Below are 24751 nucleotides of genomic sequence, written 5' to 3'. Positions count from 1 at the left end.
ATACTATATGTTTTCATTTTTAATAGTTTCACATTTAAAAAATAATTACTTTCTAATTTAAGCTGTTTAGCGTACAATAAATACAGGATGAATTCGTAATCAAAAATATATTTTATTTTTTTACATTTAGGGAGGTATTTGCATGAGAACCTATGCGTTAACTGTCTTTGCTCAATCTGGTGAAAAGCTACTCGATGAATCATTTACTGCAGAAAATAACGATGAAGCTAAAAAAATCGGTCAAGTACGGCTGGAGGAAGAAGGATACAGCGAACATACCCATCGCTGTGTATCTCCAGAAGCTAAATTAATATTGTTTCATAGATAATGAGACAAAAAGCGACTTTCATTTTTCGCATGAAGTCGCTTTTATTAGTTAATAGGAAAGCAAACATCTCTATCGCTCACTGGACTGGTTAAAACCGAAGACTTGCACAACAAAGTATAAGGGTTTCAAAGCTATTTGCCTATAAATTTAGGCTTTCTTTTCTCTAGAAATGCTTGTACACCTTCCTGATGATCATCTGTATTTCTCAGCTTCCACTGTGTTTTCGCTTCTTCTTCCAGATAATATCTAAGTGTTTCTTTTTGTGTCGAATGGTACATTTCTTTTGTTTTGAGAGCTGCTGTTAATGGCGTAGCTAAGAGCTTATTCCCTACCTCCGTTGCTTCTTCCATTACTTGTTTATCTGTGATAATATCAACAAGTCCCATTTCCTTAGCCTGGCTGGCGTCTACTTGTTTCATGCCCCATATAAATTGTTTAGCTTGGTGGATACCTAATCGTTCTTTTAATAGGAAATGTCCGCCTCCATCTGGAGCCAAGCCAATTCCCATAAATAGCACCCCTAATTTCGATTCTCGTTGCGCGATTACATAATCTGCCGTTAAAGCTAAACTCAACCCCAGCCCGGCTGCCGATCCCTGAAGAGCTGAAATAACGATTTTTGGCATCATATATAATTTCAGAACAATTCGCTCAATCGTTTTCATGATTCCATCAAAAAAAGCGCTATCTGCAAAGTCCTTCATCATCCCAACATCACCACCAGCAGAAAAAGCCTTTCCCTTTCCAGCTAAGATGACAATGCTATCTTCATTTTTTTCAACCGTTTCCACTACTCTAAGCAACTCTTCCAACATTTCTTTGTTTATTGCATTATAACGCTCGGCACGATTCAGATAAATATATGATATATTGTTTTGACTTTCTACTAATACCGTACTCATATAAAAGCCCCCCATTTTCATTAGATAGGAACGTGTAAAGCTTTCCTAGTGCATAAGTGCCAAATTTTCTATATGTATTCTTCTTTAGTAATTCGGCATAATAGGGAATAATCCTGCAAAAAGTGCAAAAGAAAACTCGCAAATTTTTATTTTACGAGTTTTTTTACCTTCTACCTATTCCGTTTGTTCCTCAGGACTACCATATAACTCTTCCAATGGTGTTGTAATAATACGGCTAACATCGTTAATTACCGTATTCAAGCGCTGTTCTTGTTCCATTAATTTAGAAATATCACCATGCTGTTGAACAAGCTCTACTACTTGCTGGGCTTTTTGAACCTCTTCTTCCGTGATTTCTTGTCCTTGCATTTGTTTTTCCTGTAAAGTCATTTGCGTCTCACGGAAATTATCAAACATTTGCTTGGCAGATTCATCAGCCATCACCGCATCATATGCAGTTTTTAGATCTTTGAACTCTTCACTCTCACGAATTGCCTTTTCTAATTCATACGCGCTATCATAAATATTTGGCACGAAATTACCTCCTTAAGTTATTCTAGAAATAACTATAACAAACGAAATGAGACATGTATAGCATTTCGGCAAACACTATTGTATAAAAGTAGTTTTGCAAAAGCGAAATTATTGCTATAATTATAAAAGGACGCAGATCAGAAAGCGTATACTCCTGTCTGTTAAACTGAATAAAAAGAGGTTTTCTTTATGCTAAAAAAATTGAAAAAAGCTTTCCCATCAATGATTGTATACGGGGATGACTATGATAGGTTAACGAATTACAAATGGTTTAACGTCGAAGAAAATAAAATTATAGGTATCGATGAAAATGAATTAACGGAGAGAGACACATCGATCTTAGCCGCTTTTTTGTCACCCTATAATATAAACTTTCCTTTGCAAACAGAAGATGAAAAGATTTGGAAGAAGCGAATAAAAAATGGCTCTGACAATAAAACAGTAACCCCCTATCGATTTGTCTATTTCTCCATTAAAAAAAATCAAATAGATCCAAAGTCATTTAAAGAAGCACTTGATGTATTTTTCACCACACCGGTTCCTATTATATGGGAAAATGAAACAGAAGGCGTAATTATTGAAGAAAAAACATTGCACGAAGATGACGCAATTTCGTATGAACAGATTATTGATGTATTAATGAGTGATTTATATGTGAAAATTAATTTTTTAGTAGGCCCTTATTTCGACAATCTAGAGAATATTGATCAATACTATATATCTTTTGTAAAAAGTGGTAATACGGCTTTCACCTATTCCGATAAATCCGTTATAACCTATATTGATGCATTTGCCTCCATTGTTGTGGATCAAGCCGGTGCGCGTTTACGAAATGAAATGATTACAATTGTTTTAAGAGAACTAGCAGCAGACGATGAACTATTACATACAGTTAAAACCTTTATTGAATGTAATTTAAATGTATCACTTGCCGCAAAGGAGTTATACATGCACCGTAATAGCCTGCAATATAGATTAGATAAATTTATTGATAAGACGGGTGTGGATATACGTCAATTTAACCAGGCAATGGTTGTCTATTTAGCATTACTAGCAAACATGCACAAAAGCCTCTAGCATTTTTGTGCATGTTTGCTATTTCTTATTATCCTCTACTTTTATATACTTAGTATAGTAAAACGCTTACATAAATGGAGGGGATAGAATGGCTGAATTACGTTTGGAAAATATCCAAAAAACATATGATAAAAGTGTTGTTGCCGTAGATGACTTTAATTTAAATGTTACGGATAAAGAATTTATTGTATTTGTTGGTCCTTCTGGTTGCGGGAAATCAACCACGTTACGGATGATTGCAGGCCTTGAAGAAATTTCAGAGGGCGAGCTCTACATCAATGATAAAAAAATGAATGATGTTGCACCGAAAGACCGTGACATTGCGATGGTCTTCCAGAACTATGCTTTGTATCCACATATGAACGTATATGATAATATGGCATTCGGTTTAAAACTTCGTAAATTTAAAAAAGATGAAATTACAGATCGCGTGAATAATGCTGCTGACATTTTAGGTCTAGGGGGATACTTGGATCGTAAACCAAAGGCCTTATCTGGTGGACAAAGACAGCGTGTAGCACTAGGACGCGCGATTGTTCGAGATGCCAAAGTATTCTTAATGGATGAGCCCTTATCAAACTTAGATGCTAAATTACGTGTACAAATGCGTGCAGAAATTCAAAAGCTTCATAGACGGTTAAAAACAACCACTATCTATGTAACCCATGACCAAACAGAAGCAATGACGATGGCAACTCGTCTCGTCGTTATGAAAGATGGATTTATCCAACAAGTTGGTGCACCGAAAGATGTTTATGAAAGCCCTGATAACGTATTTGTTGGAGGATTTATTGGTTCACCTTCCATGAATTTCTTTACCGGAAAACTAACAGATGGATACTTCGAAATGGAAGATATAAAAATACAGATACCAGAAGGTAAAATGAAGACATTGCGTGGACAAGGCTATGTTGATAAAGAAATTACTTTAGGTATTCGTCCAGAAGATATTCATGACGAACCAGCATTTCTTGAAGCTTCACCAAATACAAAAATAAACGCGGAAATTGATGTTGCTGAATTAATGGGAGCAGAAACCTATCTATACTCTAAAGTGAAGGAGCAGGAGTTTGTTGCACGAGTTGATTCGCGATCAGATATATCAGGTGAATCAACTATCGAATTAGGCTTTGATATGAATAACGTACACTTTTTTGATCAAGAAACAGAATTACGGATAAAATAAAATCCAATTGGTGCATATTGCCCGCAAAATTGAGAGGAAGAGGTGACGAGTGTCACCTCTTCTTTCAAAGTAAAACTTCCTTCAGCAGTGCCGACTTATCCATTAAACTGCGATAAATCAAAGTAGAGGAAAGGCTAATGAGAACCTTCCCTCTACTTCATTTAAACTAGGACTTTGAACTCTCTAGTAGCCACCATTATTTAGATTATTGTCCATTCATTTGTTGTTGAGCAGATTGAACAAGTCGTTTTGTAATTTCTCCACCAACAGAACCGTTAGAACGTGATGTTGAATCAGCACCTAAATTAACGCCAAATTCCTGAGCAATTTCAGTTTTCATTTGATCAAGTGCTTGTTGTACGCCAGGTACAACTAGTTGATTTGAATTATTATTATTTGCCATGTCTATCACCTCCTGTAATAAGTATTGTTCACAGATCCGTTGAACTTATCACGATTTTTCACTGGTAAATTGTGATAACTAAGGAAGAAAAAAATGGTTATTCCATCTAAGATGGAATAACCATTTTTAATTATTTTGGATATGTCATTTCTTCTGGGTTTACATATTTCTCAAATTCTTCTTCCGTTAGTAATCCCAGTTCTACCGCTGTCTCTTTTAAAGTAGAGTTATCATCGAATGCTTTCTTTGCAATTTTAGCTGCATTTTCATAACCAATATGAGGATTTAATGCCGTTACGAGCATCAATGAATCATTTAAATATTTTTCAATCTGTTCATGATTCGGCTCAATACCTTGTGCACAGCGTTCATCAAATGAAAGAATACTGTCTGCGAGAATTTGGCTAGATTGTAGGAAATTATAGGCAATTACTGGTTTAAATACGTTAAGCTCAAAATTACCTTGGCTTGCTCCAAAACCAATTGTTGCATCATTTCCCATAACTTGTGCAACTACCATTGTTACTGCTTCACTTTGTGTTGGATTAACTTTTCCTGGCATAATGGAGCTTCCAGGTTCATTTGCTGGAATAGTGATCTCTCCTATTCCACTTCGCGGGCCACTTGCTAACCAACGGACGTCATTGGCTATTTTAAGCATATCTGCAGCCAAAGCCTTTAAAGCTCCATGTGCATAAACGGTCTCATCATGACTAGTTAGAGCATGGAATTTATTTTCTGCAGAGGTAAAATCTTTTCCAGTGAATTCATTAATCGCATCACAAACACGATTTGAAAACTCAGGATGAGCATTTAATCCTGTCCCTACAGCTGTTCCACCAATAGCAAGTTCCTTTAGATAATGCTTGCTTTCGTTAATCATCATTTCGGACTTTTCAAGCATGCGATGCCAGCCGCTTATTTCCTGGCCGAGTGTTAATGGTGTTGCATCCTGCAAATGTGTCCGGCCGATTTTCACAATATCCTGAAACGCTTCAACTTTTGTCTCTAACGTATTTTTTAATGTACGCACTGCAGGAAGCACCGTATCATCAAGCTTTAAAACAGAAGCGATATGCATTGCTGTTGGATATGTATCGTTGGAACTCTGCGATTTATTAATATCATCATTCGGATGAAGCTTTATGTCGCTTCCTTCTTCCTCCAACCATTGATTTCCTACATAGGCCATTACTTCATTAACATTCATATTCGATTGTGTACCACTACCTGTTTGCCACACAACCAACGGAAAATGATCATTTAATTTATCATTTATTATTTGTTCTGCAGCATATGCAATAGCCTCAGCCTTTTTAGGTTCCAATAAGCCTAAATCGCTATTCGCTTTGGCAGCACTTTTCTTTAAAATAGCAAACGCTTTAATAACTTCTAACGGCATTTCTTCATTTCCAATCGGGAAGTTTTGTTTGCTACGTTGTGTTTGCGCCCCCCAATATTTATCAGCAGGTACGTTTATTTCCCCTATTGTATCTTTTTCTACTCGAAAATCCATCATCATTTCCTCCCTATGTCTATGGTACTAATCTGGAACTTCTCTTCTATTGTATCAAATTTTTAACATCTTTGAATCCATTTCATAATTGCTCTCTTTAAAAATATCAGGATATTTTTAGTAAGGACTTCAAACACGTGCAGGGACTGGGACTGCGCTTACTCGTCCCACCGAAGACCTTTGTTCCCACAGGAGTCTTCCATATTTCCACTGCTAACTTAACCTCAATGATGGTCAGGTTTCTCACTTATTTTATTTAAAAAGATTCCTTAATAATTTTCCAGAAGCCCTGCCTGCTACTCTTCTGCCAACCCGCTTCCCCACTCTTCCTTTCTTAACTGCGTTCACATCTCCCAAAATTCTGGAGATCTTGTATAACACTCGTCGTAAACTATTTATGCGCAATAATTTCACCTCTTTTTTAACAGCACTCCGAAAAAAGTCTCCCACCTCAAGGAATGTGAATGGCGATAGCTCAGGTGAGTAGGTGGGAGATGAATTTCGGTTGGCGTCAGCCAAATGCCTTCTGGTCAAACTGCCAATTGTTGTTATGGCTAATTCGTTTCAAGTCTTTGAGACCAACCTGTTTATAACTTTTATTGGGCATGGTGATATAATCCCCTTCGATGGACTTAACGTAAGCCCCACTTGTCCCTGTAAATCCTGTAATGTAGCCGGTTGTTTCATATACCCTTACTTTGTCATTCAAATAAAATCCATTGAGGTATTTCTTGTTTTTTTCGTTTCGTTTACTCGTTGTGTTTTTCGTTTTACGTCCTTTTCTAGCCGTTGCCTCATGAAGAGATCGCTTCTTTTTCCGAAATTGCTTGATGTTGAAAATGTCTCCGGTGTTTTCTTTGATGAATGGAATGCCACTGATCGCAATCGCATCATTCATATGGCTTTTTTCCAATCCCAGTTCTTTACGCTTTGGCGTAGTTACTGATCCATACGTGATTGCTGCGTGTGGATACTTGAAAAATACCCTCCTGCGAAAGCTATTCATGAACGGCCCTTCTTTGTATTGTGGCAACCTTTTTCCTTCGATCATCCACTTCCAAAGAATGCTTCCGTTCTGATGGTTCTCATGTGTGTGACAGTCTGTACAAACGGTAACCAGGTTATCTGCCCGATTGGAACCCCCATGTGAGCGATATATAAGGTGATGGGTGTTCAGAATTTTGCCTTTCTGTTTGCACACGTGACATGTATAGTTATCCCTTGCAAATACAAAGTAACGCACGTCATGATAGCCATACGTCTGACCCTGTTGGTAGGTAACCCCGGCAATGTCTGGGTCGATCATCTTTTGCACATCGAATTTGCCAACCTCTATGGTTAACTTAGTGTTTGGCACAAGATCGTAAAACTTGTCGATCCAAAAGAAGGTATTTTCCACCCGGCTTTGGATACTCGGAGGCAACCATCCTTTCTCCCGGTTGCGGTTTTGAAAACGCGGTTTACGATAACGTGTTTTCCGGTTTCTTCTGGATCGCCTGTAAGTTCTTCTGGTATCAATGGCAGCTTTAACATCCTGTCGAAGTTCTACTTCTCCCTTAGCTAGTACCTTGTCGTCACTCGTAATAGCGATGCCAACATGTTTGGCTCCCAGATCCACCCCGATATTCACCTCTTGCGTATATCCACTGCTTCCATACAGTAATTGAATCGTAAAAGGGTTGTGAGATACAATCTTTGCTTTCTTTTCTTTCAGTAAAACCCGAGCTTTTCTTGGTTTACATGGCATCAAAGGATTGCCATGTTTGTTGATAACGAACACTACCATGGAGTGTTCCTCCTCTCAGAGTAGTTACCCTTCGCCAATGTTGGTATGGCTTTGCTAAAAAGCCAAAGTCAGGTTGACCGTTCCTACCCATTTAGAACTATTACAGCGCCTGCACAGAGCAACGGACTAGGGTATCATCCGAGGGTGTGATAGCCAAACCAACGTAGTCAATGAAGACTTAGGCTAGACAACTAAGGGCTTTTTTCAAGCCCCCACTTCAATCAGACTATAAAGTCGGTGGTGGGTAGTTGACTGCTAGCAGATTTGTTTGTTCAGCAATGTCTTGTATTTTTACGGTGAAGCTATTGTTTTCATCTAATTTTTGGACAAGATGATCCATATTACCTATTAGCTTTTCAAAGGATTGTTGGAAACCATCCTTTGTTCCTGTTAATTCATCCATGGATTGTTTTCCTTTGAGCGATAAGTCTTTTAACGCTTCGCCATCAGCAGTACTTCTCGTAAAAGAATCCATCATTTTATTCAATAATTGATTTGTACTATCTGTTGTAGTAGAAATACTCGTTGCTGTTTATACTGAAATACACCAATAAGTACTACGGTCAACCCTCCACCGAAACCAAGTGCCAATAGATTTTCTATTGGTGCCCCAACGATTATTTCCACACCTACTCCTAAACATATAGAAAACAACAAAACATAAAGCAGCACTTGATTCTGGTTATGTATAATTGATTGATTTTCCCCCATGACTTCCCACCTTAATATTGGTATTATTATATATGATAAATGACACCTATCCAATCATCAAAATAGCCTCACCATGAGGTAAGGCTATTCTAGGTTTGTACGTTACTCCCAAACATATTGTTTGAATAATTCACTTAATTTTATAAATTCATCTTCATTTCTGGTCTCAATCGAGTCGTTAATTTCAGATTCTAATTTATTTTTGTTCCAGTTAAAGCACAGCTCATCCAATAGCAGTCGAGCCGTTAGTTCTATTTCAAATGGGATTTTTCTTTTAGCTTGAAGGGTTTTACCTTCGTACCGATAAAATCGGTACATCAGTTTTTCCTGTTTCATGGAACACGCCCCCTTTGCTACTTTTTTCTATTATCTTAAATTTCACAAATAATTGCAACATTATATACTTATAATTGGTGAATTTCTTTTCAATCGAGAGGTACATTAAGTTTATAGAATTTCTATCGCTATTTTTTCCTTCGTAAACTTATTTTGACTATGACAAAATAAGTAACGAAGGCCTTAAATGTTTCTCTAGACCCCCAGTTACGACTTTGTTAGACTGTTAGATGATTATGGGAGGGTATTATATGAATCATACCGATAATTTAAAAAAGGGAGAAAAAGGCGCTTGGGTCAGTATTATTACATATCTCGTGCTTGCCGTCGTTAAATTAGTTGTTGCCAATATTGGTAACTCGGATGCTTTACGTGCAGATGGTTTGAATAATGCCACCGATGTAATAGCCGCCGTCGCCGTTTTAATTGGCCTGAAAATTTCTAGAAAACCACCAGATGAAGATCATCACTATGGCCATTATAGAGCAGAAACAATCGCTTCGTTATTTGCAGCGTTCATTATGGTGCTTATCGGTATCCAAGTTATTATTTCATCCTTTCAACAAGTAGCATCCTTAGAATCTGTGAAACCGGATATGTTAACAGCTTGGGTTGCGATAGGATCTGCTATCATCATGTTTTTCGTTTATATGTACAATTTAAAACTTGCCAAAAAAGTGCAAAGTGGTGCCTTATATGCAGCAGCACAGGATAACAGAGCTGATGCACTTGTTAGTATTGGTGCTTTCATTGGAATTATTGGTGCGCAATTTGGCTTATTCTGGTTGGACCCTTTAGCTGGTCTGCTTGTCGGTATTATTATTTGTAATACAGCTTGGGACATTTTTAAAGATGCAACACATACATTAACAGACGGTTTTGATGAAAAACTGCTTGAAGAGATACGAACAAGTATTACGAAGGATCCAGATGTAAAAAAAGTTGTTGACGTTAAAGGACGCATACATGGAAACCAATCAGTTGTTGACATTACGATTCTTGTCGATCCGCACCTTAATGTGCAGGAAAGCCATGATATAACGGATCGTATTGAGAATTATCTAGCAACAAAGCATACTATCATGTATGCACATATCCATATTGAACCGTATAATGAAAAAACTGATTCATGAATTGTCATTGTTCACAAAAACCAGGCTATCCACTGGGGTAGCCTGGTTTTTTAGTTGCATAGCGTACTATAGAATTTAAATGCTGTGGATAACTTCTATACTGGAATAGCCACGTCCAGCTCCAGCGCCCAGCGACTAGCGCGATTTCCTTCACCTCCGTACGTCGCTAAACGGGCGCTTGCGCTTTTGGCTTGATTCTATGTAATATTTGATAAATCCCTCTCATCAATTTAATAACTACACATACTTTTTTCCAAATTATAACATGAATCGCAGTAATTGCTCTACATCTTCAAATTTAGCTTTACGAATCGAATCACTACAACCCTCTGCCTGTTTTTGCACTATATCATGAGAAGAAATACAGTAACGATAGCACCAATGACAACCACTATTACATTAAGACCAATATAAGCTAATCCAACTGCCACGATCCCACCAATTAAGCCAATATGTGGCCGCTCTGGTATGACCGTTAATATTCCTGGAAAAATAAGCGCACCTAATGCTGCATATGGGATTGCATTTAACCAACGATTAATCCAATCGCGAAACTGTAACTTATCGACAACAAATGCTGGAATTATTCTTGGGATCATCGTTGCTAGTGACATGCCTATAATAATTAATAAAATCATGTCCGCTCCTCCTTCAACAAGTAAATGCCACTCATTCCACCTAATATGGTCCCCAGTACAATTGCCCATCCCGTGCTTATACCTAAATAAACACATATGGCATGAATCAGCATTGCGATGATGGCGATCAACCCTACTTTTAGCTCTTTTTTTACAGAAGGTATTAATAGTCCAATAAACATTGCATACAGCGCAACTCCCATACTTTGACTAAGTATTTCCGGAATAACTTCACCGAGTACCCCACCAAGAAATGAACCAAATATCCATGCGACATAAGCAGTTAAAATGATAGCTGTATAGAAAAAAGCACCTTTTTCCATTTTAGCTTCTTCTGTATTTAAAGCAGATACTGCAAACGTTTCATCCGTCAAGCCTAATGATAAGGGAGCCTTCCATTTTAACCCAATATCACGCAAACGATTCATGAATGATAAGCTCATCACAAAATGCCGGAAATTTAATACAAAAGTAGCTATAATTATTTCTAAAGCCCCGGCCCCTACAGCGATCATATTAGCACCCATTAATTGACTTGCACCTGCAAACACCATTACACTCATTAATGTTAATTCTGCTAATGACATACCTGCCTGTTTTGCTAAGACACCATATGTAATTGCAATTGGCAAATAACCAAGCATGATAGGAAAGCCAGTTGCAATACCTTTTCGAAACATATGTATAGCTTGTGAATTAGGACTGTTTTCAGCTACTTTGCTCCCCACTTTCCACCCTCCCAACGTATAATAATTCAGACTATTATATCTGATATATGTAAAATAAAAAAGCAAGTTGATTTCAGGCTCCAGCTGTTTTTAAAATAAATATTGACAGATCTAGTACATCCAGTGTATATTCGATATTACTATTTTAAAAGTTAATATGCTAATCCAAGAATGCGAAGTAGGTTATTTTTAAGCAGCTATAGAGACAGGGCGGCCGCTGCAAGCTCTGGCAAAAATTAATTGAATTACACATTCGGTTGAATGGATTTTTTATAGTGAGAGGTTGAACGATTTATTGTTCATCAATCAGGGTGGTAACGCGGAGAAAAAGCTTCGTCCCTATTTAGGGATGGGGCTTTTTTGTTTAGGAAATTAATCCATGTCTGTGAATATCTAAATAACTACAGCACGCTAATATACGTAAGAAAGGAGAACAATTCATGTTTCCAATTAATCCAAAACATAACCCATCAGTAATTGAATCAATCATTTTTTTCATCCTAATCATTGGTTTGATTAGTTATTTTATTATCGGTTTAGAAACGAATCCACATATTCCCATATTGCTTGGTATATTCATTCTTGTAGCTTATGGATTGGTAAAAGGGATTTCATTTAAAGTATTGGAAGAATCAATGATAGCTGGAGCAAAATCAGGCATGGCTGCTGTCTTTTTGTTTGTATTAATCGGTATCCTAATCAGCAGTTGGATGGTCAGTGGTACAATCCCCACTTTAATTGATACTGGATTCTCTTTAATTGGTGGTACATGGTTTTATGCAATTGTATTTGCTATTACTGCCATTATTGGTGTTTCACTTGGGAGTTCACTAACGACTACGGCAACAATTGGCGTTGCTTTTATTGGAATGGGGAGCGCTATGGATGCCTCCATGGCCATTACGGCAGGTGCAATTGTCTCCGGTGCTTTCTTTGGTGATAAAATGTCCCCATTATCGGATACAACAAATCTTGCCTCAACCATTGTGGGAGTAGACTTATTTGAACATATTAAACATATAAGCCTGACAACAATTCCTGCATTTATTCTATCATTTATTTTGTTTGTTCTTTTATCACCAGATCAAGCTGTCTCTGTCCAAAGTGGAAATGACTATCAAGCTGCATTACATGCAACAAATTTAATCCACTGGACATCATGGATACCATTTATCCTTTTAGTGCTTAGCACCATTTTTAAAGTTCCAGCATTTATTGCACTAGGTATCAGTAGCTCGATGGCAACACTTCTTGCAAGTATAACGAGTGGACTCAGCTGGACTGATATTTGGAACATTTGGTTTAACGGGTATACGCCTTCGACTGACTTTCAACCAGTAAATGAGCTATTAACGCAAGGCGGTATTAATAGTATGCTATTCACTATATCTCTTGTCATTTTGGCATTGGGGTTTGGTGGGTTGTTGTTTGTAACAGGCATTGTCCCAAGTATTTTATTTGCCTTTCAGGAGAAACTTCGAAATGTACGGTCTATTATTGTTTCAACCGCAGCAACTGCTATTGGGGTAAACGTATTAATTGGGGAGCAGTACCTTTCCATCATGTTAACCGGTGAAACCTTTAAAGGCGTATACCGCAAAGCCGGTCTTCCGAATAAAGCTCTTTCAAGAACATTGGAAGATGCAGGTACAGTAATCAATCCACTCGTTCCTTGGAGTATATGTGGGGTGTTTATTGCAGATGTGCTCGGTGTTCCAGTACTTACGTATCTGCCATTTGCCTTCTTTTGTTTAATAAGCCCTGTTATTACCATTCTATTTGGCGGAAGAACATTGGCAAAGAATTAAATGGTATACTTTACACTAGCAGTTCTTACGTCGAATCGAATGCTCCTATAAGGGAAGAAAAAGGTTGTCAGAATGTCTGACAACCTTTTTTTAATATATCGTATCAACTAATTTTCTTAAACCTTCCAACAACCTTGGGGAGGGCCTGCAAAACAATGATTCCTCAAGTACGTGAATATTAGCTTGTTGAATGGCTTGCATCGCATCCCAGCCAGGGCGCTTCTTGATTAATTCAGGGTTCATTTTTTCTTCCTTTACACCAACCCACACCATGCAAATATGATCTGGGTCACGTTCCCTTACATCATCCCAGTCTGTTTGAACACTTGCTACACCTTCGTTAGCAAAGATATTTTCAGCACCCGCCAGTTCACTGATTTCCGTTAACCAATTCAGAGAACCCGGTGTAAAAATCGGCTTAGGCCACCATTCCCAGTATACAGTGGGTTTGGCCTTTTGAAGAGAAGCAGTTTTCTTGAAACGTTCAACTTCTGCGATAAATTCAACAGCTTTTCGCTCCCCTAACGTTTCACAATCCAATGCGACAGCAACTTTCTTAATATCTGCCGCGATTTCCTCTAACGAATTAGGATCTAAAATAATATAGGGAAGTTTTCGTTCATCCAGTGCTTCAATGTTTTTTTCCATTCCAGGAACACTTAACGATGCTAGCACGATATCCGGCTCTAAAGCTGCAACTTTATCCATGTCGATAGAAAGATCTGGCCCTAATTGCGGCAGTTGAAGCACCGACTCTGGCCAATCGGAAAAATCATCTACACCAACTAACAAATCAATTTTCCCTAAATAGTCTACAATCTCGGTATTACTTGGACAAATCGATACAACACGCATGTCATAATCCCAACCTTCCCTACTTTACCTAATATTTAGCTTGATCCGTTGTCAGCAATGGGCCTTCTTTCGTAATAACAATGGTATGTTCATATTGTGCCGAACGTCCCCCGTCAACCGTTCTAGCTGTCCAGCCATTATCATCCATCTTACTGTGCCAGCTACCTTCATTAATCATTGGTTCGATGGTAATAACCATACCTTCTTTTAGACGAAGTCCTTTGTTGGGCAAACCGAAATGAGGGATATGCGGTTCTTCATGTATGGTTGGTCCAATGCCATGGCCAGTAAAGTCACGCACTACCGAGAACCCTTCACCTTCTGCATAGCTCTGAATGGCATGACCAATATCACCAATTCGATTTCCAATTTGCGCTTGCTCAACTGCTTTATCCAAAGATGTCTTGGATACTTCTAATAAACGCTTGCCTTTTTCGTCAACATTTCCAACCGTATACGTCCATGCAGAGTCTGCCAATCCACCGTCTAGATTCACAACCATATCAATCGTTACGATATCTCCATCTTTTAATTTTTCTTCTCTTGGGAAACCATGGCAAATCTCATCATTGATGGATGCACAGATTGCATTTGGATATCCATTATAACCTTTTTGCTCTGGAGTGGCACCATTTTCAGCCAAAAACTTTTCTATAAAGGTATCGATTTCCATTGTTGTTATACCTGGCTTTATCATCTTCGCTATTTCCTTATGTGCTTGAACCAGCAACTTTCCTGCTGCTTCCATCTTTTCAATTTCACGTTTGCTTTTTCTTGTGATCATCTATTTCTCCCTTTCTATTATTCATCAAAATACGTTATACGATTATGTTATGTTAAACTATTTGTTATACATGTTTAAAAGTCAAAATCTACATCATAAAGTGTACCATAAAATAAAAGCATTTTCAGTAAGTTAGCACTTAACAGGAGGAATAGAATTGATTGAAATTAATGGTGTTAAAAAGAGCTTTCCTGGGAAACGGAAGGCAATTAATGATATCAACATGACCATTCCTGATGGAAAGATCGTTGGATTTTTGGGTCCTAATGGTGCCGGTAAATCAACGATGATAAAAATGATGACAGGAATTTCACCCATTGATAAGGGAGAAATCATGTTGAACGGGATAAATATTGAAAAGAATGCAATCAAAGCAAAGAATATCTTTGGCTATGTTCCGGATCAACCCGATATGTTCCTTCGATTAAAAGGAATGGAATACTTAAATTTCATTGGTGATATTTTTAATGTTCCAAAAGAAATTCGGAAAGAAAAAATTGAACGGTTAACCAAGCAATTTGAAATTTATGATGCGTTGGGTGATCATATTCAAACCTACTCTCATGGTATGCGCCAAAAAATCATTGTCACAGGTGTGTTAATTCATGAGCCTGCTATTTGGATTTTAGATGAACCATTAACGGGGCTTGACCCAAAGTCATCCTATAAGTTAAAGGAAATGATGCGGGAGCATGCCAATAAAGGAAATACTGTATTTTTTTCTAGTCATGGATTGGAGGTCGTGGAACAATTATGTGATGAGGTTGCCATCATTAAAAAAGGAGAACTCATTTTTTATGGTGGTATGCAGAAGCTGCGTGACCAGTATCAAACGGACCAGACCTTAGAGGATGTTTTCCTGGAGTTGACGAATGATGAATAAAACATGGCTTGTTATGAAAACAATGCTTAAAATGCAATACTCAAAAGCTGGTAAACGTACATCGCATACTTGGTTATACGTTATTGCTGCAGTGTTCCTACTACCTTTTACAGCTTTATACATAACAGTGGTAAACAATTTTATCGCAACCCTATATGAAGTGCTCCAGCCATTAGGGCAGGAATCAATAATTCTCGGAATTTTGTTTTTGATTATCCATACTTTACTATTTTTCATTAGTATTGGAACGGTATTAAGTGCATTTTATTTTGCAGAAGATATCCAATCATTTATTCCCTTTCCGCTTCATGCCTATCAGCTATTATTAGGAAAAGCAGCTAATCCTTTTTTGTATCTCTATATAGCTACAGCTGCTATCTTTTTACCTGCATTCCTTTTTTATGGAGTTGTGAGTGGGGCTTCTATTGTCTATTACCTGTTTGGCATCATTATTTTCGTTTTGCTTCCAATCATTCCATTTACAATCGCCTCCTGCCTTTTGATGATTGTCATGCGGTTTGTTAACATTGCGAAAAACAAGGATCGTTCAAAAGTTCTCACAGGAATATTTTCATTAGGTTTTATTATTTTAATCAATGTTCTCGTGCGATTAAATATGAACCCGAATGATATTGGTACAGATTTCGCATCCTTTATTCAAGATAGAAATGATTTATTACAAATGATCACGTCTTTTTATCCACCAGCATTTGTTAGTACACTTGCACTAACCGAAGCTTCTACATGGGTAGGCCTATTCTATTTTACAGCCTCCATTGCTATTAGTTTAGTGTTTTTTCTTCTTTTCATTTGGTTAGGACAGCTATTATATCTAAAAGGCGTATTAGGTGTTGGAACTGGAAACAAAAGGAAAGTATCAGACAAGAAAGTGAAAAAACACATTACGAATCGCCCCATTTGGTTAACGTATATATTAAAAGAGTTACGCATCATATTTCGGACGCCAGCCTTTTTAATGCAATGTGTGATTCAAAGCCTGTTCGGCCCTGTCTTTATCGTAATTATTTTAATGCTTGATTCCGGTAATAGTTCACTGACAGGATTTCTGCATTTCTTTTCCGAAAAAGAGAGCATTTTAATACTATTTTTTGCAGCTGCATTTATTCTAGGAACGAATGCCACATCCATTTCATCTATCTCACGAGAAGGGAAAAACTGGGAGGCAAACTTATTTTTACCACTAGACCCAAGACAAGTTTTCATTTTTAAAATTGCTACTGCTTGGACAATCAATTTATTTACGGTACTACTATTTTTAATTATTTTACGTTTGGTTATGGAAATCCCGTTCTATATGATTGCCATTTGGTTGGTTCTTGTTTTATTGGCAAATTGGTTTACGAGTGCGCTGGGAACGTACCTGGACTTCAAGACACCTAAATTGAACTGGACGGATGAGCAAGAAGTTTTTAAGGCTAGACTGACTGGCTTATACGCGCTCTTATTCACAGCTGGTACGTTTGGTTTTATTGTACTCGTTGTATGGAATATGGATGTTATTCAAGGATTATGGATGAGCTCATTCAGCTTATTTGTTTTTCTGCTTATCGCTATTTTTGTCGTACACAAATTACTACAAAAAAAAATCAGTACCAATGCGCATCAGCAAATATAACATGAGATGCAGCAGTTGTCCGCTGCATCTCTATATTAGTTAATAGCCTCCATAACCACCACCTGTATAAGCGGTGCCGATAATAATTAACAATATAAATAGGACGACCAAAAGCGCGAAGCCAGAGCCGCCTGTTTGAACTGCACTCATATATTTCCCTCCCTGTTTTTTTCCAGATTACTATATATACTATGTAGCAAATCAGAATTAGGAAGGGCGGTTACACAGTTTTCCCCGAGATTATAAATAATCTTTTACATTATATATCTTTCCGTTTTCAATTTCATCGTCTGTCAGGATATCTACAAGAACACCACCAACAGCATCGGTGTCTTTTAATATATTATTCTTCTTATATGCTTTAAACTTCTCCACTTCTGTAAATTTTTCCTTTGAGGTTTCACGAATTCTCTCCTGCATCGCTGTATCCATAATACCAGGGTTAAAAGCAATCACGTTACTTTCCGTGTTTTCTTGTTCCAACGCTACTGTCTGTGTATACATATTGATACTTGCTTTCGAACTACAATATGCACTCCAACCATTCATTGGGGATTCAGCAGCACCTGAAGTAATGCTTGCACCTGCAAAAGGAACATTTGATTCATTGGCCTTCTTCAAAAATAAATTCATCAAAAGCATTGGCGCAATAGTATTGACTTGTATATGATATTCTAGCTCTTCCCTTTTTATATGCATCGCCTGATCTATTGGATCTAGAACTGCTGCATTATTCACTAAATAAAGTGCTGTTAGATCTTCGGTAAAAATTTCTTCACATAAATCATCACACGTTCTTTCTAAAGCCAATGTATCACCTAAATCACATGCATAATGATGATACATCATATTGTTTTCTAAAGCGAGTTTCGGTAATTGATCATTGGTACTTCGGGAAATACCTACTACATGGATTCCAGACTCCAGGAATAAGGTTGCTATAGACTCACCAAGCCCTTTCGACACCCCTGTAACAACAGCATATTTCATCATCTCAACCTCCTCATTCACAACTTGATCGCCCTTATGCAACGAAGGCATGGGCTAACTGGAAAAAATAGGTGCAGCATATTACGTTTCTTTCACTTCATTCCAATAATAAACCAATGTTTCCATTCCTTTATCAAAGCTATTCAATGGAAAACTTTCATTTGGAGAATGTAGACGATCTTCAGGAGTTCCAAAGCCTAGTAATACAATTGGCATATTATAAATCTCTTCAATCCATTCTACCACAGGAATAGAACCTCCCATGCGTACATAGACTGTTTCTTTACCAAATGCTTTTGTATAACTATTGGCTGCCTTTTTTATCAAGCTATTAGTTGGTTCCACCTTATATGCCTTTGCAGATAATTTTTCTTTTTTTATATCTACCGTTACTCCAGATGGTGCTGTACGCTCTATATGATTCTCAAGCAATTGCTGAATTTTTTCTGGATCCTGACCTGGAACGAGGCGGCATGTGATTTTTGCAGTGGCTGTGGATGGAATAATCGTTTTTGTTCCTTCCCCTTGATAGCCGCCATAGATACCATTTATTTCGAAAGTCGGACGGGCCATCGTATGCTCTTTTGCTGTATAGCCTTTTTCTGAAGCCGTTTCGGGTGCTCCGGTTGCAGTTGGAAAATCTTCTCCTTGTACAGCTTCAATTAGTTTTCTCTCTTCATCTGTCAATGGGTCAACATCATCATAAAAACCAGCAACCGTAACCACTTCTTCTTCATTCTTCATGGAAGAAAGGATATGATTCAAAGCCATAATTGGATTACGGATTGCGCCACCATATATTCCTGAATGCAGATCATGATCAGGTCCTGTTACATTTATTTCAATTCCGGTAAAACCTTTTAAACCATATAAAATGGTTGGTTGATTGTCAGCTACCATTCCTGAATCAGATATCACAGCAAAATCAGCCTTAAATAACTCTTTATTATCATTTAACATCTCGTACAGGTTCTCACTTCCAATTTCTTCTTCGCCTTCAATGCATACTTTTACATTTAATGGAATCTTCCCTTCTGTTTTCATATATGCTTCAAAAACAGCAAGATGCATAAATACTTGTCCTTTGTCATCACTGGATCCACGAGCAAAGAGACGTCCCTTTCTCACTTCGGGTTCAAATGGGTCACTATCCCATAATTCAAGAGGATCAGCCGGTTGTACATCATAATGTCCGTACAGCAATACAGTCGGTGCATCAGGTCCTGCTCCATTATATTCAGCGTATACAAGTGGATGGCCAGCCGTTTCTTTCTTCTCAATATTTTCAAAGCCAATGTCTGTTAAATATGTAACTAAAAATCCTGCAGCATTATGTATATCCTGTTGACGATCACTGTCTGTACTCACACTGGGAATAGACAAGAATTCATTTAATTTTTCCAATAGAATAGTTCGATTTTCTTTTAAGTAGGCTAATGCTTGTTCACTCATCATCTTTCCTCCTCGATATTAATATACTATTTCATTTTAGCATACCATATCGTGAAACTTCATTCAGTGTCTCTTTTTCTTACTCAATGACGAAAAATAAAGACTGTTTTCTAAAAGATTGGGACTGGGACTGCGCTTACTCGTCCCACCAAAAAGAATTGCCGTTTTTGACACCTTATCTAGCTGGACGTGGCTATTTCAGTGTATAAGTTATCCACAGCTTTTAAATTCTATAGTTTAGCTATGCAAACAAAAAGGATGGTTCGTAAACCATCCTTTTTCACTAATCCAATGCTTTCTGTAAATCTTCTATTAGGTCATCTGCATCTTCAATCCCAACCGATAAACGAATTAGTCCATCGGTAATACCAAGTTCCTGTCTTCTTTCTCTTGGAATCGATGCATGGGTCATTTTTGCAGGCACCGAGATTAGGCTTTCCACCGCACCTAAACTTTCAGCCAATGTAAAATATTCTACATTACCTAATACCTTATCCGCCCTTTCAGCACTGCCAACGTCAAAGGATAGCATCCCTCCAAAACCTGTTGCCTGATTCACTGCAATATCGTGCCCAGGGTGACTAGTTAATCCTGGATAATAGATATTGGATACCAAATCATGGTTTTGTAGAAACTCCACAATTTTTTTCGTATTTGCTTCGATTGCTTCCATGCGTAGTGCAAGTGTTTTAATCCCACGCATGAGAAGCCATGAATCCTGTGGCCCTAGAACTGCCCCGACTGAGTTTTGAATAAAATGAAGATCTTCAGCCAATTTAGCGGAATTTACAGCAACTAACCCTGACACGACATCACTATGGCCACCAATGTATTTCGTTGCACTGTGCAGTACGATATCTGCGCCATGATCAAGCGGTTGCTGCCAATACGGAGTTGCAAATGTATTGTCAACAATCAGTAAAAGTTCATGTTCTTTAGCTATTTGAGCTATTTTGCTAAGATCCGTTACTTTTAACAATGGATTTGTTGGTGTTTCAATGAATATTGCCTTCGTATTCTCTTGAATCGATGCTTCCACTTTTTCAGGGTAACTTGTATCAACATAATTATGATCCAATTTAAAGCGATTTAACACACTGGTCATTAATCGGTAAGAACCACCGTACACATCATCCGTCATGATGACATGATCATCTGCATGAAGTAACATCATAACAGAAGTGATGGCAGCCATTCCCGATCCAAATGCAAAACCTGCTTCGCCGTTTTCCAGATCGGCAATGACTGTCTCTAACGCATGTCTTGTCGGATTTCCAGTACGTGAATATTCATAACCACCATGATTTCCTGCACTCTCCTGTTTATACGTACTCACCTGATATATCGGTACAGAAACAGCACCCGTCTGCTCGTCACCTGTTATCCCACCATGAATCATTTTTGTTTTCGCTCGCATGTCTATTCTCCTCTACCATTCATCTGAATAAATATTTTTACTTAAATATCGATCGCTTCCATCCGGAAAAACAGTTACAATATTCATTCCAGGCTTTGCATTTCTGGCTTCTTCTAATGCCGCGAACATTGCTGATCCAGATGAGCTGCCAACAAGTAATCCTTCTTTTTCAGCTAGTTCCTGCACGAATCGAAATGCATCTTTATCTGTAACAGTATGAATCTGATCCATATAAGATCGGTCCATATATCCTGGTAAAAACTCCATGCCTATTCCTTCTGTCCGATGTGAGCCTGGTTTCCCACCTGCGATGACGGACCCTTCTGGTTCAACAATTACTGTTTTTATGTCAGATTTTTTTTCTTTGAGAAAGTGTGCAGACCCCATAAACGTACCGCCAGTACCTGCACCTGCAACAAATATATCCACATCCCCATTCAAATCATTCCATATTTCTGGTGCCAATGTTTTATAATATGTCTTCGGATTGGCAGGATTCGAAAACTGTTGCGGGGTAAAGCTATTGGGAATTTCTCTGAGTAATTGTTCTGTTCTTTCAATAGCCCCAGTCATACCACTTTCCCGGGGAGTTTTAATAATTTCTGCTCCTAGCGCCTTCATAATGAATAGCTTCTCTTGACTAAAATGCTCCGGCACACAAAATATTACCGAAAGATTCTTATCCAGCGCCGCTAATGCTAAACCTATCCCAGTATTTCCAGCAGTAGGCTCGATAATCGTACCACCCTCTTTAATGGCACCGCTTGCTAATGCGTCCTCAATTAATTCGACACCCAGTCTATCCTTTATACTTCCACCAGGATTAAAAAATTCCAATTTAGCAAATAAGCGCACCCCTTCTGGAAGCGGAAATTTGGTAATTTCCAACAAAGGGGTATCACCAATTAAAGATTGAATTGACCTATAAATCGCCATATCTTTCCCTCTTATTCCTTAAAAGTTCGTATTAGAATACTTCATGCCATTCTGCTCGTTTACCCAACACCTCCTGGGCAATTTCTTTCGCCCCTTCCAGGCTATGATTGGCTGCCCAACCACATTGCACTTCATTACATGCAGGTACTTCATCTGCCTCCAACACATCTTCTAGCGTTTTTTCTAGTGCCACAAGTACTTCATCATAATTATCATTATTCAGAATAGATAAATAAAAACCAGTTTGGCAACCCATTGGCCCGATGTCCAATACATTATCTATATTATTTCGGATGTTTTCCGCCATTATATGTTCGATTGAATGCAATCCATCCATTTTCATATGCGCTTTATTTGGTTGCTTAAAACGAAGATCATATTTATATACTTTATCACCGCTACTACCTTCTGTTACGCCAACCAATCTTACGTATGGTGCTTTCACTTTTGTATGATCAAGATTAAAACTTTCTACGTTCATTTTTTCTGCCATGTTGATCCACTCCTCATTTTTAATCGCCTTAACTATCCAAACAAAATCATTTTCTTGTTTAAATGTTACATCAAAATCGTACTTTTTAAAAATAGTTTGCAGTACACCAATCGTTGGATAGTACTCCCGAACAAGATCTTCTGCCAAATCCTCAAACCCTTGTTCGAATGCAGTGTTGATCATCGATTCCTTTGCTGAAACAGTCTCAAACATCGTATCACCAAAGACAATCTTTCCACCTTTTGGCAATATTTCAGCGAATCGTTTGATCGCTTTATCTTTTTCATCGTCTGTTAAATGATGAAATGCATACGTGCTTACGATCGTTTCTACCGATTCAACTTCTGGAAAAGTAATAAAATCCCCTTCCATTAACGTTAGATCAGGCAACTTTTCTGCTGCTATTTCTCGCATCGCACGTGAAGGTTCCATTCCAATTACCTTTAAGCCTGCCTCCATTAGCTTTTCTGATAAATTTCCAGTTCCAACGCCAAACTCAAGCACATGACCATTTGAGTGATTAACCACTTCATCTAGAATTCGATCGTAATTCTTAAATACTGCTTCATATTGCGGATCTAACCCTGCTACACTCAAGTCGTAATCCTTTGCCCATTCATCAAATATATTTAAAAATTCTCGTCCCATGGGTATTCAACTCCATTATATTTATTAAGCAGAGTAAATTTCTCTGGATAGTATGAATATATGATTAAGCATAGCATATGTTGCAGTTTTTTAAAAGAAAAAAGCGAGTGATTCGGTACTGACCCCCGAAAGTTAGAGTAGAAAAATCTAACTTTCGGGGGTGTTTTTATGGCTAAATATAGTGAAGAATTTAAAATTAAACTTGTCACTGAGTATTTGCATGGGAATCTGGGATATAAATTATTGGCAAAAAAATACAATATGCCTTCTCAAACACCATTACAAGATTGGGTAAGAGCCTATAAAACTCAAGGGATGGAGGGATTAAAACGAAGAAAAAGGAAAGAAGCATACTCTGTTCAATTTAAATTAGATACTGTACAATTTATGTTAGAGACAGGTGCTTCTTATCAGGAAACTGCTGATCAATTTAAATTGAACAATCCTTCATTAATTAACCATTGGATGAAAGTATTTAATGAACAAGGAATAGAAGGCCTGATACCAAAATCAAAGGGGCGACCTTCTATGTCTAAGAAACACAATAAACCTAAGAAGAAAGACGAGAAGAATTTAACGCGTGAAGAAGAGTTGAAACATGAGAATGAACTACTAAGGCTAGAAAACGCGTATCTAAAAAGCTAAAAGCTTTTCGGGAAAATCCGAATGCCTTCCACGAAAAGTTCAAGCAAAGCTGGCATTCGAGCTCAAACAAGAAGGATTCAGATTAAAGGATATTCTCGTAGCAGTGGATATTCCTGAAGCAACCTATCACTACCATGTCAAAAACTTTGAGAAAGAAGATTCGGAAACAGAACTAAAAGAACTCATTACAAACCTGTTTAAGAAGTTTCATGAACGTTATGGATATAAACGAATTACGAAAGAATTAAAGAAATTAGGACATTGTATTAATCATAAAAAAGTGTATCGCCTGATGCAAGAATTGGGGTTAAAATGTGTAAAGTTTATGCGCAAATCCCGTAAATACAATTCCTACAAAGGGAACGTAGGGAAAGTAGCGAAAAACCGACTAGCACGTCGTTTCAGCACACCAATCCCCCTTCAAAAATTAGTAACCGACATTACGGAATTCAAATGTCTAGGCGAAGAGAAATTATATTTAAATCCAATTCTTGATCTTTATAACCGAGAAATTATTGCGTTTGAAATCAAGAAACGTCCAACATTAGATCTTGTCATGAAACCTTTAAAAGAAACGATAGAGATAATAAAAAGTCGTGCAACCTATCGGACCACCATCCATTCTGATCAAGGTTGGCACTATCAGCACAATCAATGGGTGAGAACATTAAAAAAGAACAACGTATTTCAAAGTATGTCACGCAAAGCAACCTGCGCAGATAATGCGCCGATAGAGAATTTCTTTGGCATTTTAAAGCAAGAAATGTATTATGGGGAAGAATTAGTAAGCTATGAAGAATTAAAAAGACGGATTGAAGAATATATCTACTGGTACAATCATGAACGTTCAAAAGAAAAATGGATGGATTGAGTCCAGTTGAGTACCGAACTCAATCCATCCAATCAGCTGCATAATAAAACTCTAA

27 protein-coding genes and 1 pseudogene are annotated in these 24751 nt (G+C 37.7%); 9 read left to right on the top strand and 19 right to left on the bottom strand.

The annotated features are described in order from the left end of the window. The first annotated feature begins 142 nt into the window (after window positions 1-142). Window positions 143-328, top strand: a complete 186-nt coding sequence (locus OLD84_RS06985; RefSeq protein ID WP_209462190.1) for a YhzD family protein — start codon at window positions 143-145, stop codon at window positions 326-328. Between the two features lie 131 nt (window positions 329-459). Here the strand turns inward: OLD84_RS06985 and OLD84_RS06980 are convergent, their stop codons facing one another. Both OLD84_RS06980 and OLD84_RS06975 read right to left on the bottom strand, forming a co-directional pair. Continuing rightward, window positions 460-1230, bottom strand: a complete 771-nt coding sequence (locus OLD84_RS06980) for an enoyl-CoA hydratase-related protein (protein WP_209462189.1) — start codon at window positions 1228-1230, stop codon at window positions 460-462. Window positions 1231-1404: 174 nt separating this feature from the next. After that, the gene (locus OLD84_RS06975; RefSeq protein ID WP_209462188.1) at window positions 1405-1764 is read right to left on the bottom strand and encodes a YlbF/YmcA family competence regulator; all 360 of its coding nucleotides are present in this window, start codon (window positions 1762-1764) and stop codon (window positions 1405-1407) included. A 189-nt stretch (window positions 1765-1953) separates the two neighbouring features. Here OLD84_RS06975 and OLD84_RS06970 point away from each other — a divergent pair, with 189 nt between their 5' ends. Next, complete coding sequence (locus OLD84_RS06970; protein ID WP_209462187.1) at window positions 1954-2841, top strand: PucR family transcriptional regulator; 888 nt, start codon at window positions 1954-1956, stop codon at window positions 2839-2841. 88 nt (window positions 2842-2929) lie between these two features. Further along, window positions 2930-4027 (top strand): ABC transporter ATP-binding protein, encoded by a 1098-nt coding sequence (locus tag OLD84_RS06965; RefSeq protein ID WP_209462186.1) that lies wholly within the window; start codon window positions 2930-2932, stop codon window positions 4025-4027. Between the two features lie 205 nt (window positions 4028-4232). Here the strand turns inward: OLD84_RS06965 and OLD84_RS06960 are convergent, their stop codons facing one another. The 6 genes from OLD84_RS06960 to OLD84_RS06935 all read right to left on the bottom strand — a co-directional run bounded on the left by OLD84_RS06960 (window position 4233) and on the right by OLD84_RS06935 (window position 8779). Beyond that, window positions 4233-4430 carry an alpha/beta-type small acid-soluble spore protein gene (locus OLD84_RS06960; protein ID WP_209462185.1) on the bottom strand — a complete coding sequence of 66 codons (198 nt, stop codon included), beginning with the start codon at window positions 4428-4430 and terminating at the stop codon, window positions 4233-4235. 130 nt (window positions 4431-4560) lie between these two features. After that, window positions 4561-5946, bottom strand: a complete 1386-nt coding sequence (fumC, locus tag OLD84_RS06955; protein ID WP_209462184.1) for a class II fumarate hydratase — start codon at window positions 5944-5946, stop codon at window positions 4561-4563. A 511-nt stretch (window positions 5947-6457) separates the two neighbouring features. Then, the gene (gene iscB / locus OLD84_RS06950) at window positions 6458-7732 is read right to left on the bottom strand and encodes an RNA-guided endonuclease IscB (protein WP_209462183.1); all 1275 of its coding nucleotides are present in this window, start codon (window positions 7730-7732) and stop codon (window positions 6458-6460) included. Window positions 7733-7958: 226 nt separating this feature from the next. Then, window positions 7959-8219, bottom strand: coding sequence for a methyl-accepting chemotaxis protein (locus OLD84_RS06945; protein WP_209462182.1), 261 nt, complete (start codon window positions 8217-8219; stop codon window positions 7959-7961). Further along, entirely contained in the window at window positions 8216-8443 is a 228-nt protein-coding gene (locus OLD84_RS06940; protein ID WP_209462181.1) for a hypothetical protein, read from the bottom strand. Before OLD84_RS06940 ends, OLD84_RS06945 begins: the two co-directional genes overlap by 4 nt. 102 nt (window positions 8444-8545) lie before the next feature. Further along, window positions 8546-8779: an IDEAL domain-containing protein gene (locus tag OLD84_RS06935; protein WP_209462180.1), complete on the bottom strand. Its 234-nt coding sequence runs from the start codon at window positions 8777-8779 to the stop codon at window positions 8546-8548. Between the two features lie 251 nt (window positions 8780-9030). On the opposite strand from OLD84_RS06935, the gene OLD84_RS06930 reads away from it, so the two are divergent. Continuing rightward, window positions 9031-9912 (top strand): cation diffusion facilitator family transporter, encoded by an 882-nt coding sequence (locus OLD84_RS06930; RefSeq protein WP_209462179.1) that lies wholly within the window; start codon window positions 9031-9033, stop codon window positions 9910-9912. Between the two features lie 344 nt (window positions 9913-10256). Here the strand turns inward: OLD84_RS06930 and OLD84_RS06925 are convergent, their stop codons facing one another. Both OLD84_RS06925 and OLD84_RS06920 read right to left on the bottom strand, forming a co-directional pair. Next, the gene (locus OLD84_RS06925; protein WP_209462178.1) at window positions 10257-10550 is read right to left on the bottom strand and encodes an AzlD domain-containing protein; all 294 of its coding nucleotides are present in this window, start codon (window positions 10548-10550) and stop codon (window positions 10257-10259) included. Further along, on the bottom strand, window positions 10547-11230 hold the full coding sequence (locus OLD84_RS06920) for an AzlC family ABC transporter permease (protein ID WP_209462373.1): 684 nt from the start codon (window positions 11228-11230) through the stop codon (window positions 10547-10549). Before OLD84_RS06920 ends, OLD84_RS06925 begins: the two co-directional genes overlap by 4 nt. Before the next feature lie 488 nt (window positions 11231-11718). Between OLD84_RS06920 and nhaC the strand changes: the two genes are divergently transcribed. Beyond that, the gene (nhaC, locus tag OLD84_RS06915) at window positions 11719-13086 is read left to right on the top strand and encodes a Na+/H+ antiporter NhaC (RefSeq protein ID WP_209462177.1); all 1368 of its coding nucleotides are present in this window, start codon (window positions 11719-11721) and stop codon (window positions 13084-13086) included. Between the two features lie 90 nt (window positions 13087-13176). Here the strand turns inward: nhaC and OLD84_RS06910 are convergent, their stop codons facing one another. Beyond that, window positions 13177-13941, bottom strand: a complete 765-nt coding sequence (locus OLD84_RS06910; RefSeq protein WP_209462176.1) for a cobalamin-binding protein — start codon at window positions 13939-13941, stop codon at window positions 13177-13179. Between the two features lie 28 nt (window positions 13942-13969). Next, window positions 13970-14725 carry a type I methionyl aminopeptidase gene (gene map, locus OLD84_RS06905; protein ID WP_209462175.1) on the bottom strand — a complete coding sequence of 252 codons (756 nt, stop codon included), beginning with the start codon at window positions 14723-14725 and terminating at the stop codon, window positions 13970-13972. A gap of 157 nt (window positions 14726-14882) precedes the next feature. On the opposite strand from map, the gene OLD84_RS06900 reads away from it, so the two are divergent. Then, window positions 14883-15608 carry an ABC transporter ATP-binding protein gene (locus OLD84_RS06900; RefSeq protein WP_209462174.1) on the top strand — a complete coding sequence of 242 codons (726 nt, stop codon included), beginning with the start codon at window positions 14883-14885 and terminating at the stop codon, window positions 15606-15608. After that, window positions 15598-17244, top strand: a complete 1647-nt coding sequence (locus OLD84_RS06895) for a putative ABC transporter permease subunit (protein ID WP_209462173.1) — start codon at window positions 15598-15600, stop codon at window positions 17242-17244. The genes OLD84_RS06900 and OLD84_RS06895 overlap by 11 nt, the downstream gene beginning before the upstream one ends. A 39-nt stretch (window positions 17245-17283) precedes the next feature. Here OLD84_RS06895 and OLD84_RS06890 read toward each other — a convergent pair whose 3' ends face one another. The 7 genes and pseudogenes from OLD84_RS06890 to OLD84_RS06860 all read right to left on the bottom strand — a co-directional run. After that, a complete protein-coding gene (locus OLD84_RS06890) occupies window positions 17284-17394 on the bottom strand; it encodes a YjcZ family sporulation protein (RefSeq protein WP_209462172.1) in 111 nt (36 codons plus the stop codon). Window positions 17395-17484: 90 nt separating this feature from the next. Further along, entirely contained in the window at window positions 17485-18237 is a 753-nt protein-coding gene (locus tag OLD84_RS06885; protein ID WP_319962075.1) for a (S)-benzoin forming benzil reductase, read from the bottom strand. Window positions 18238-18315: 78 nt separating this feature from the next. Continuing rightward, on the bottom strand, window positions 18316-19686 hold the full coding sequence (locus OLD84_RS06880) for a dipeptidase (protein WP_209462171.1): 1371 nt from the start codon (window positions 19684-19686) through the stop codon (window positions 18316-18318). Window positions 19687-19969: 283 nt separating this feature from the next. Beyond that, entirely contained in the window at window positions 19970-21103 is a 1134-nt protein-coding gene (locus OLD84_RS06875) for a bifunctional cystathionine gamma-lyase/homocysteine desulfhydrase (protein ID WP_209462170.1), read from the bottom strand. A 12-nt stretch (window positions 21104-21115) separates the two neighbouring features. After that, a complete protein-coding gene (locus OLD84_RS06870; protein WP_209462169.1) occupies window positions 21116-22039 on the bottom strand; it encodes a PLP-dependent cysteine synthase family protein in 924 nt (307 codons plus the stop codon). Window positions 22040-22070: 31 nt separating this feature from the next. After that, window positions 22071-22532 carry an S-ribosylhomocysteine lyase gene (locus OLD84_RS06865; RefSeq protein WP_209462371.1) on the bottom strand — a complete coding sequence of 154 codons (462 nt, stop codon included), beginning with the start codon at window positions 22530-22532 and terminating at the stop codon, window positions 22071-22073. 78 nt (window positions 22533-22610) lie between these two features. Then, a pseudogene (locus OLD84_RS06860) lies at window positions 22611-23180 on the bottom strand (class I SAM-dependent DNA methyltransferase); the annotation flags it as partial. 168 nt (window positions 23181-23348) lie between these two features. Here OLD84_RS06860 and OLD84_RS06855 point away from each other — a divergent pair. Both OLD84_RS06855 and OLD84_RS06850 read left to right on the top strand, forming a co-directional pair. After that, window positions 23349-23825: a helix-turn-helix domain-containing protein gene (locus OLD84_RS06855; RefSeq protein WP_264917328.1), complete on the top strand. Its 477-nt coding sequence runs from the start codon at window positions 23349-23351 to the stop codon at window positions 23823-23825. 49 nt (window positions 23826-23874) lie between these two features. Further along, the gene (locus tag OLD84_RS06850; protein ID WP_264917487.1) at window positions 23875-24696 is read left to right on the top strand and encodes an IS3 family transposase; all 822 of its coding nucleotides are present in this window, start codon (window positions 23875-23877) and stop codon (window positions 24694-24696) included. The last annotated feature ends 55 nt before the right edge of the window (window positions 24697-24751 follow it).

Source organism: Virgibacillus natechei, assembly GCF_026013645.1.
GTDB lineage: Bacteria > Bacillota > Bacilli > Bacillales > Amphibacillaceae > Virgibacillus_L > Virgibacillus_L natechei.
Note: the sequence above shows the minus strand (reverse complement) of the source record. Positions and strands in the feature narration are given on the sequence as shown.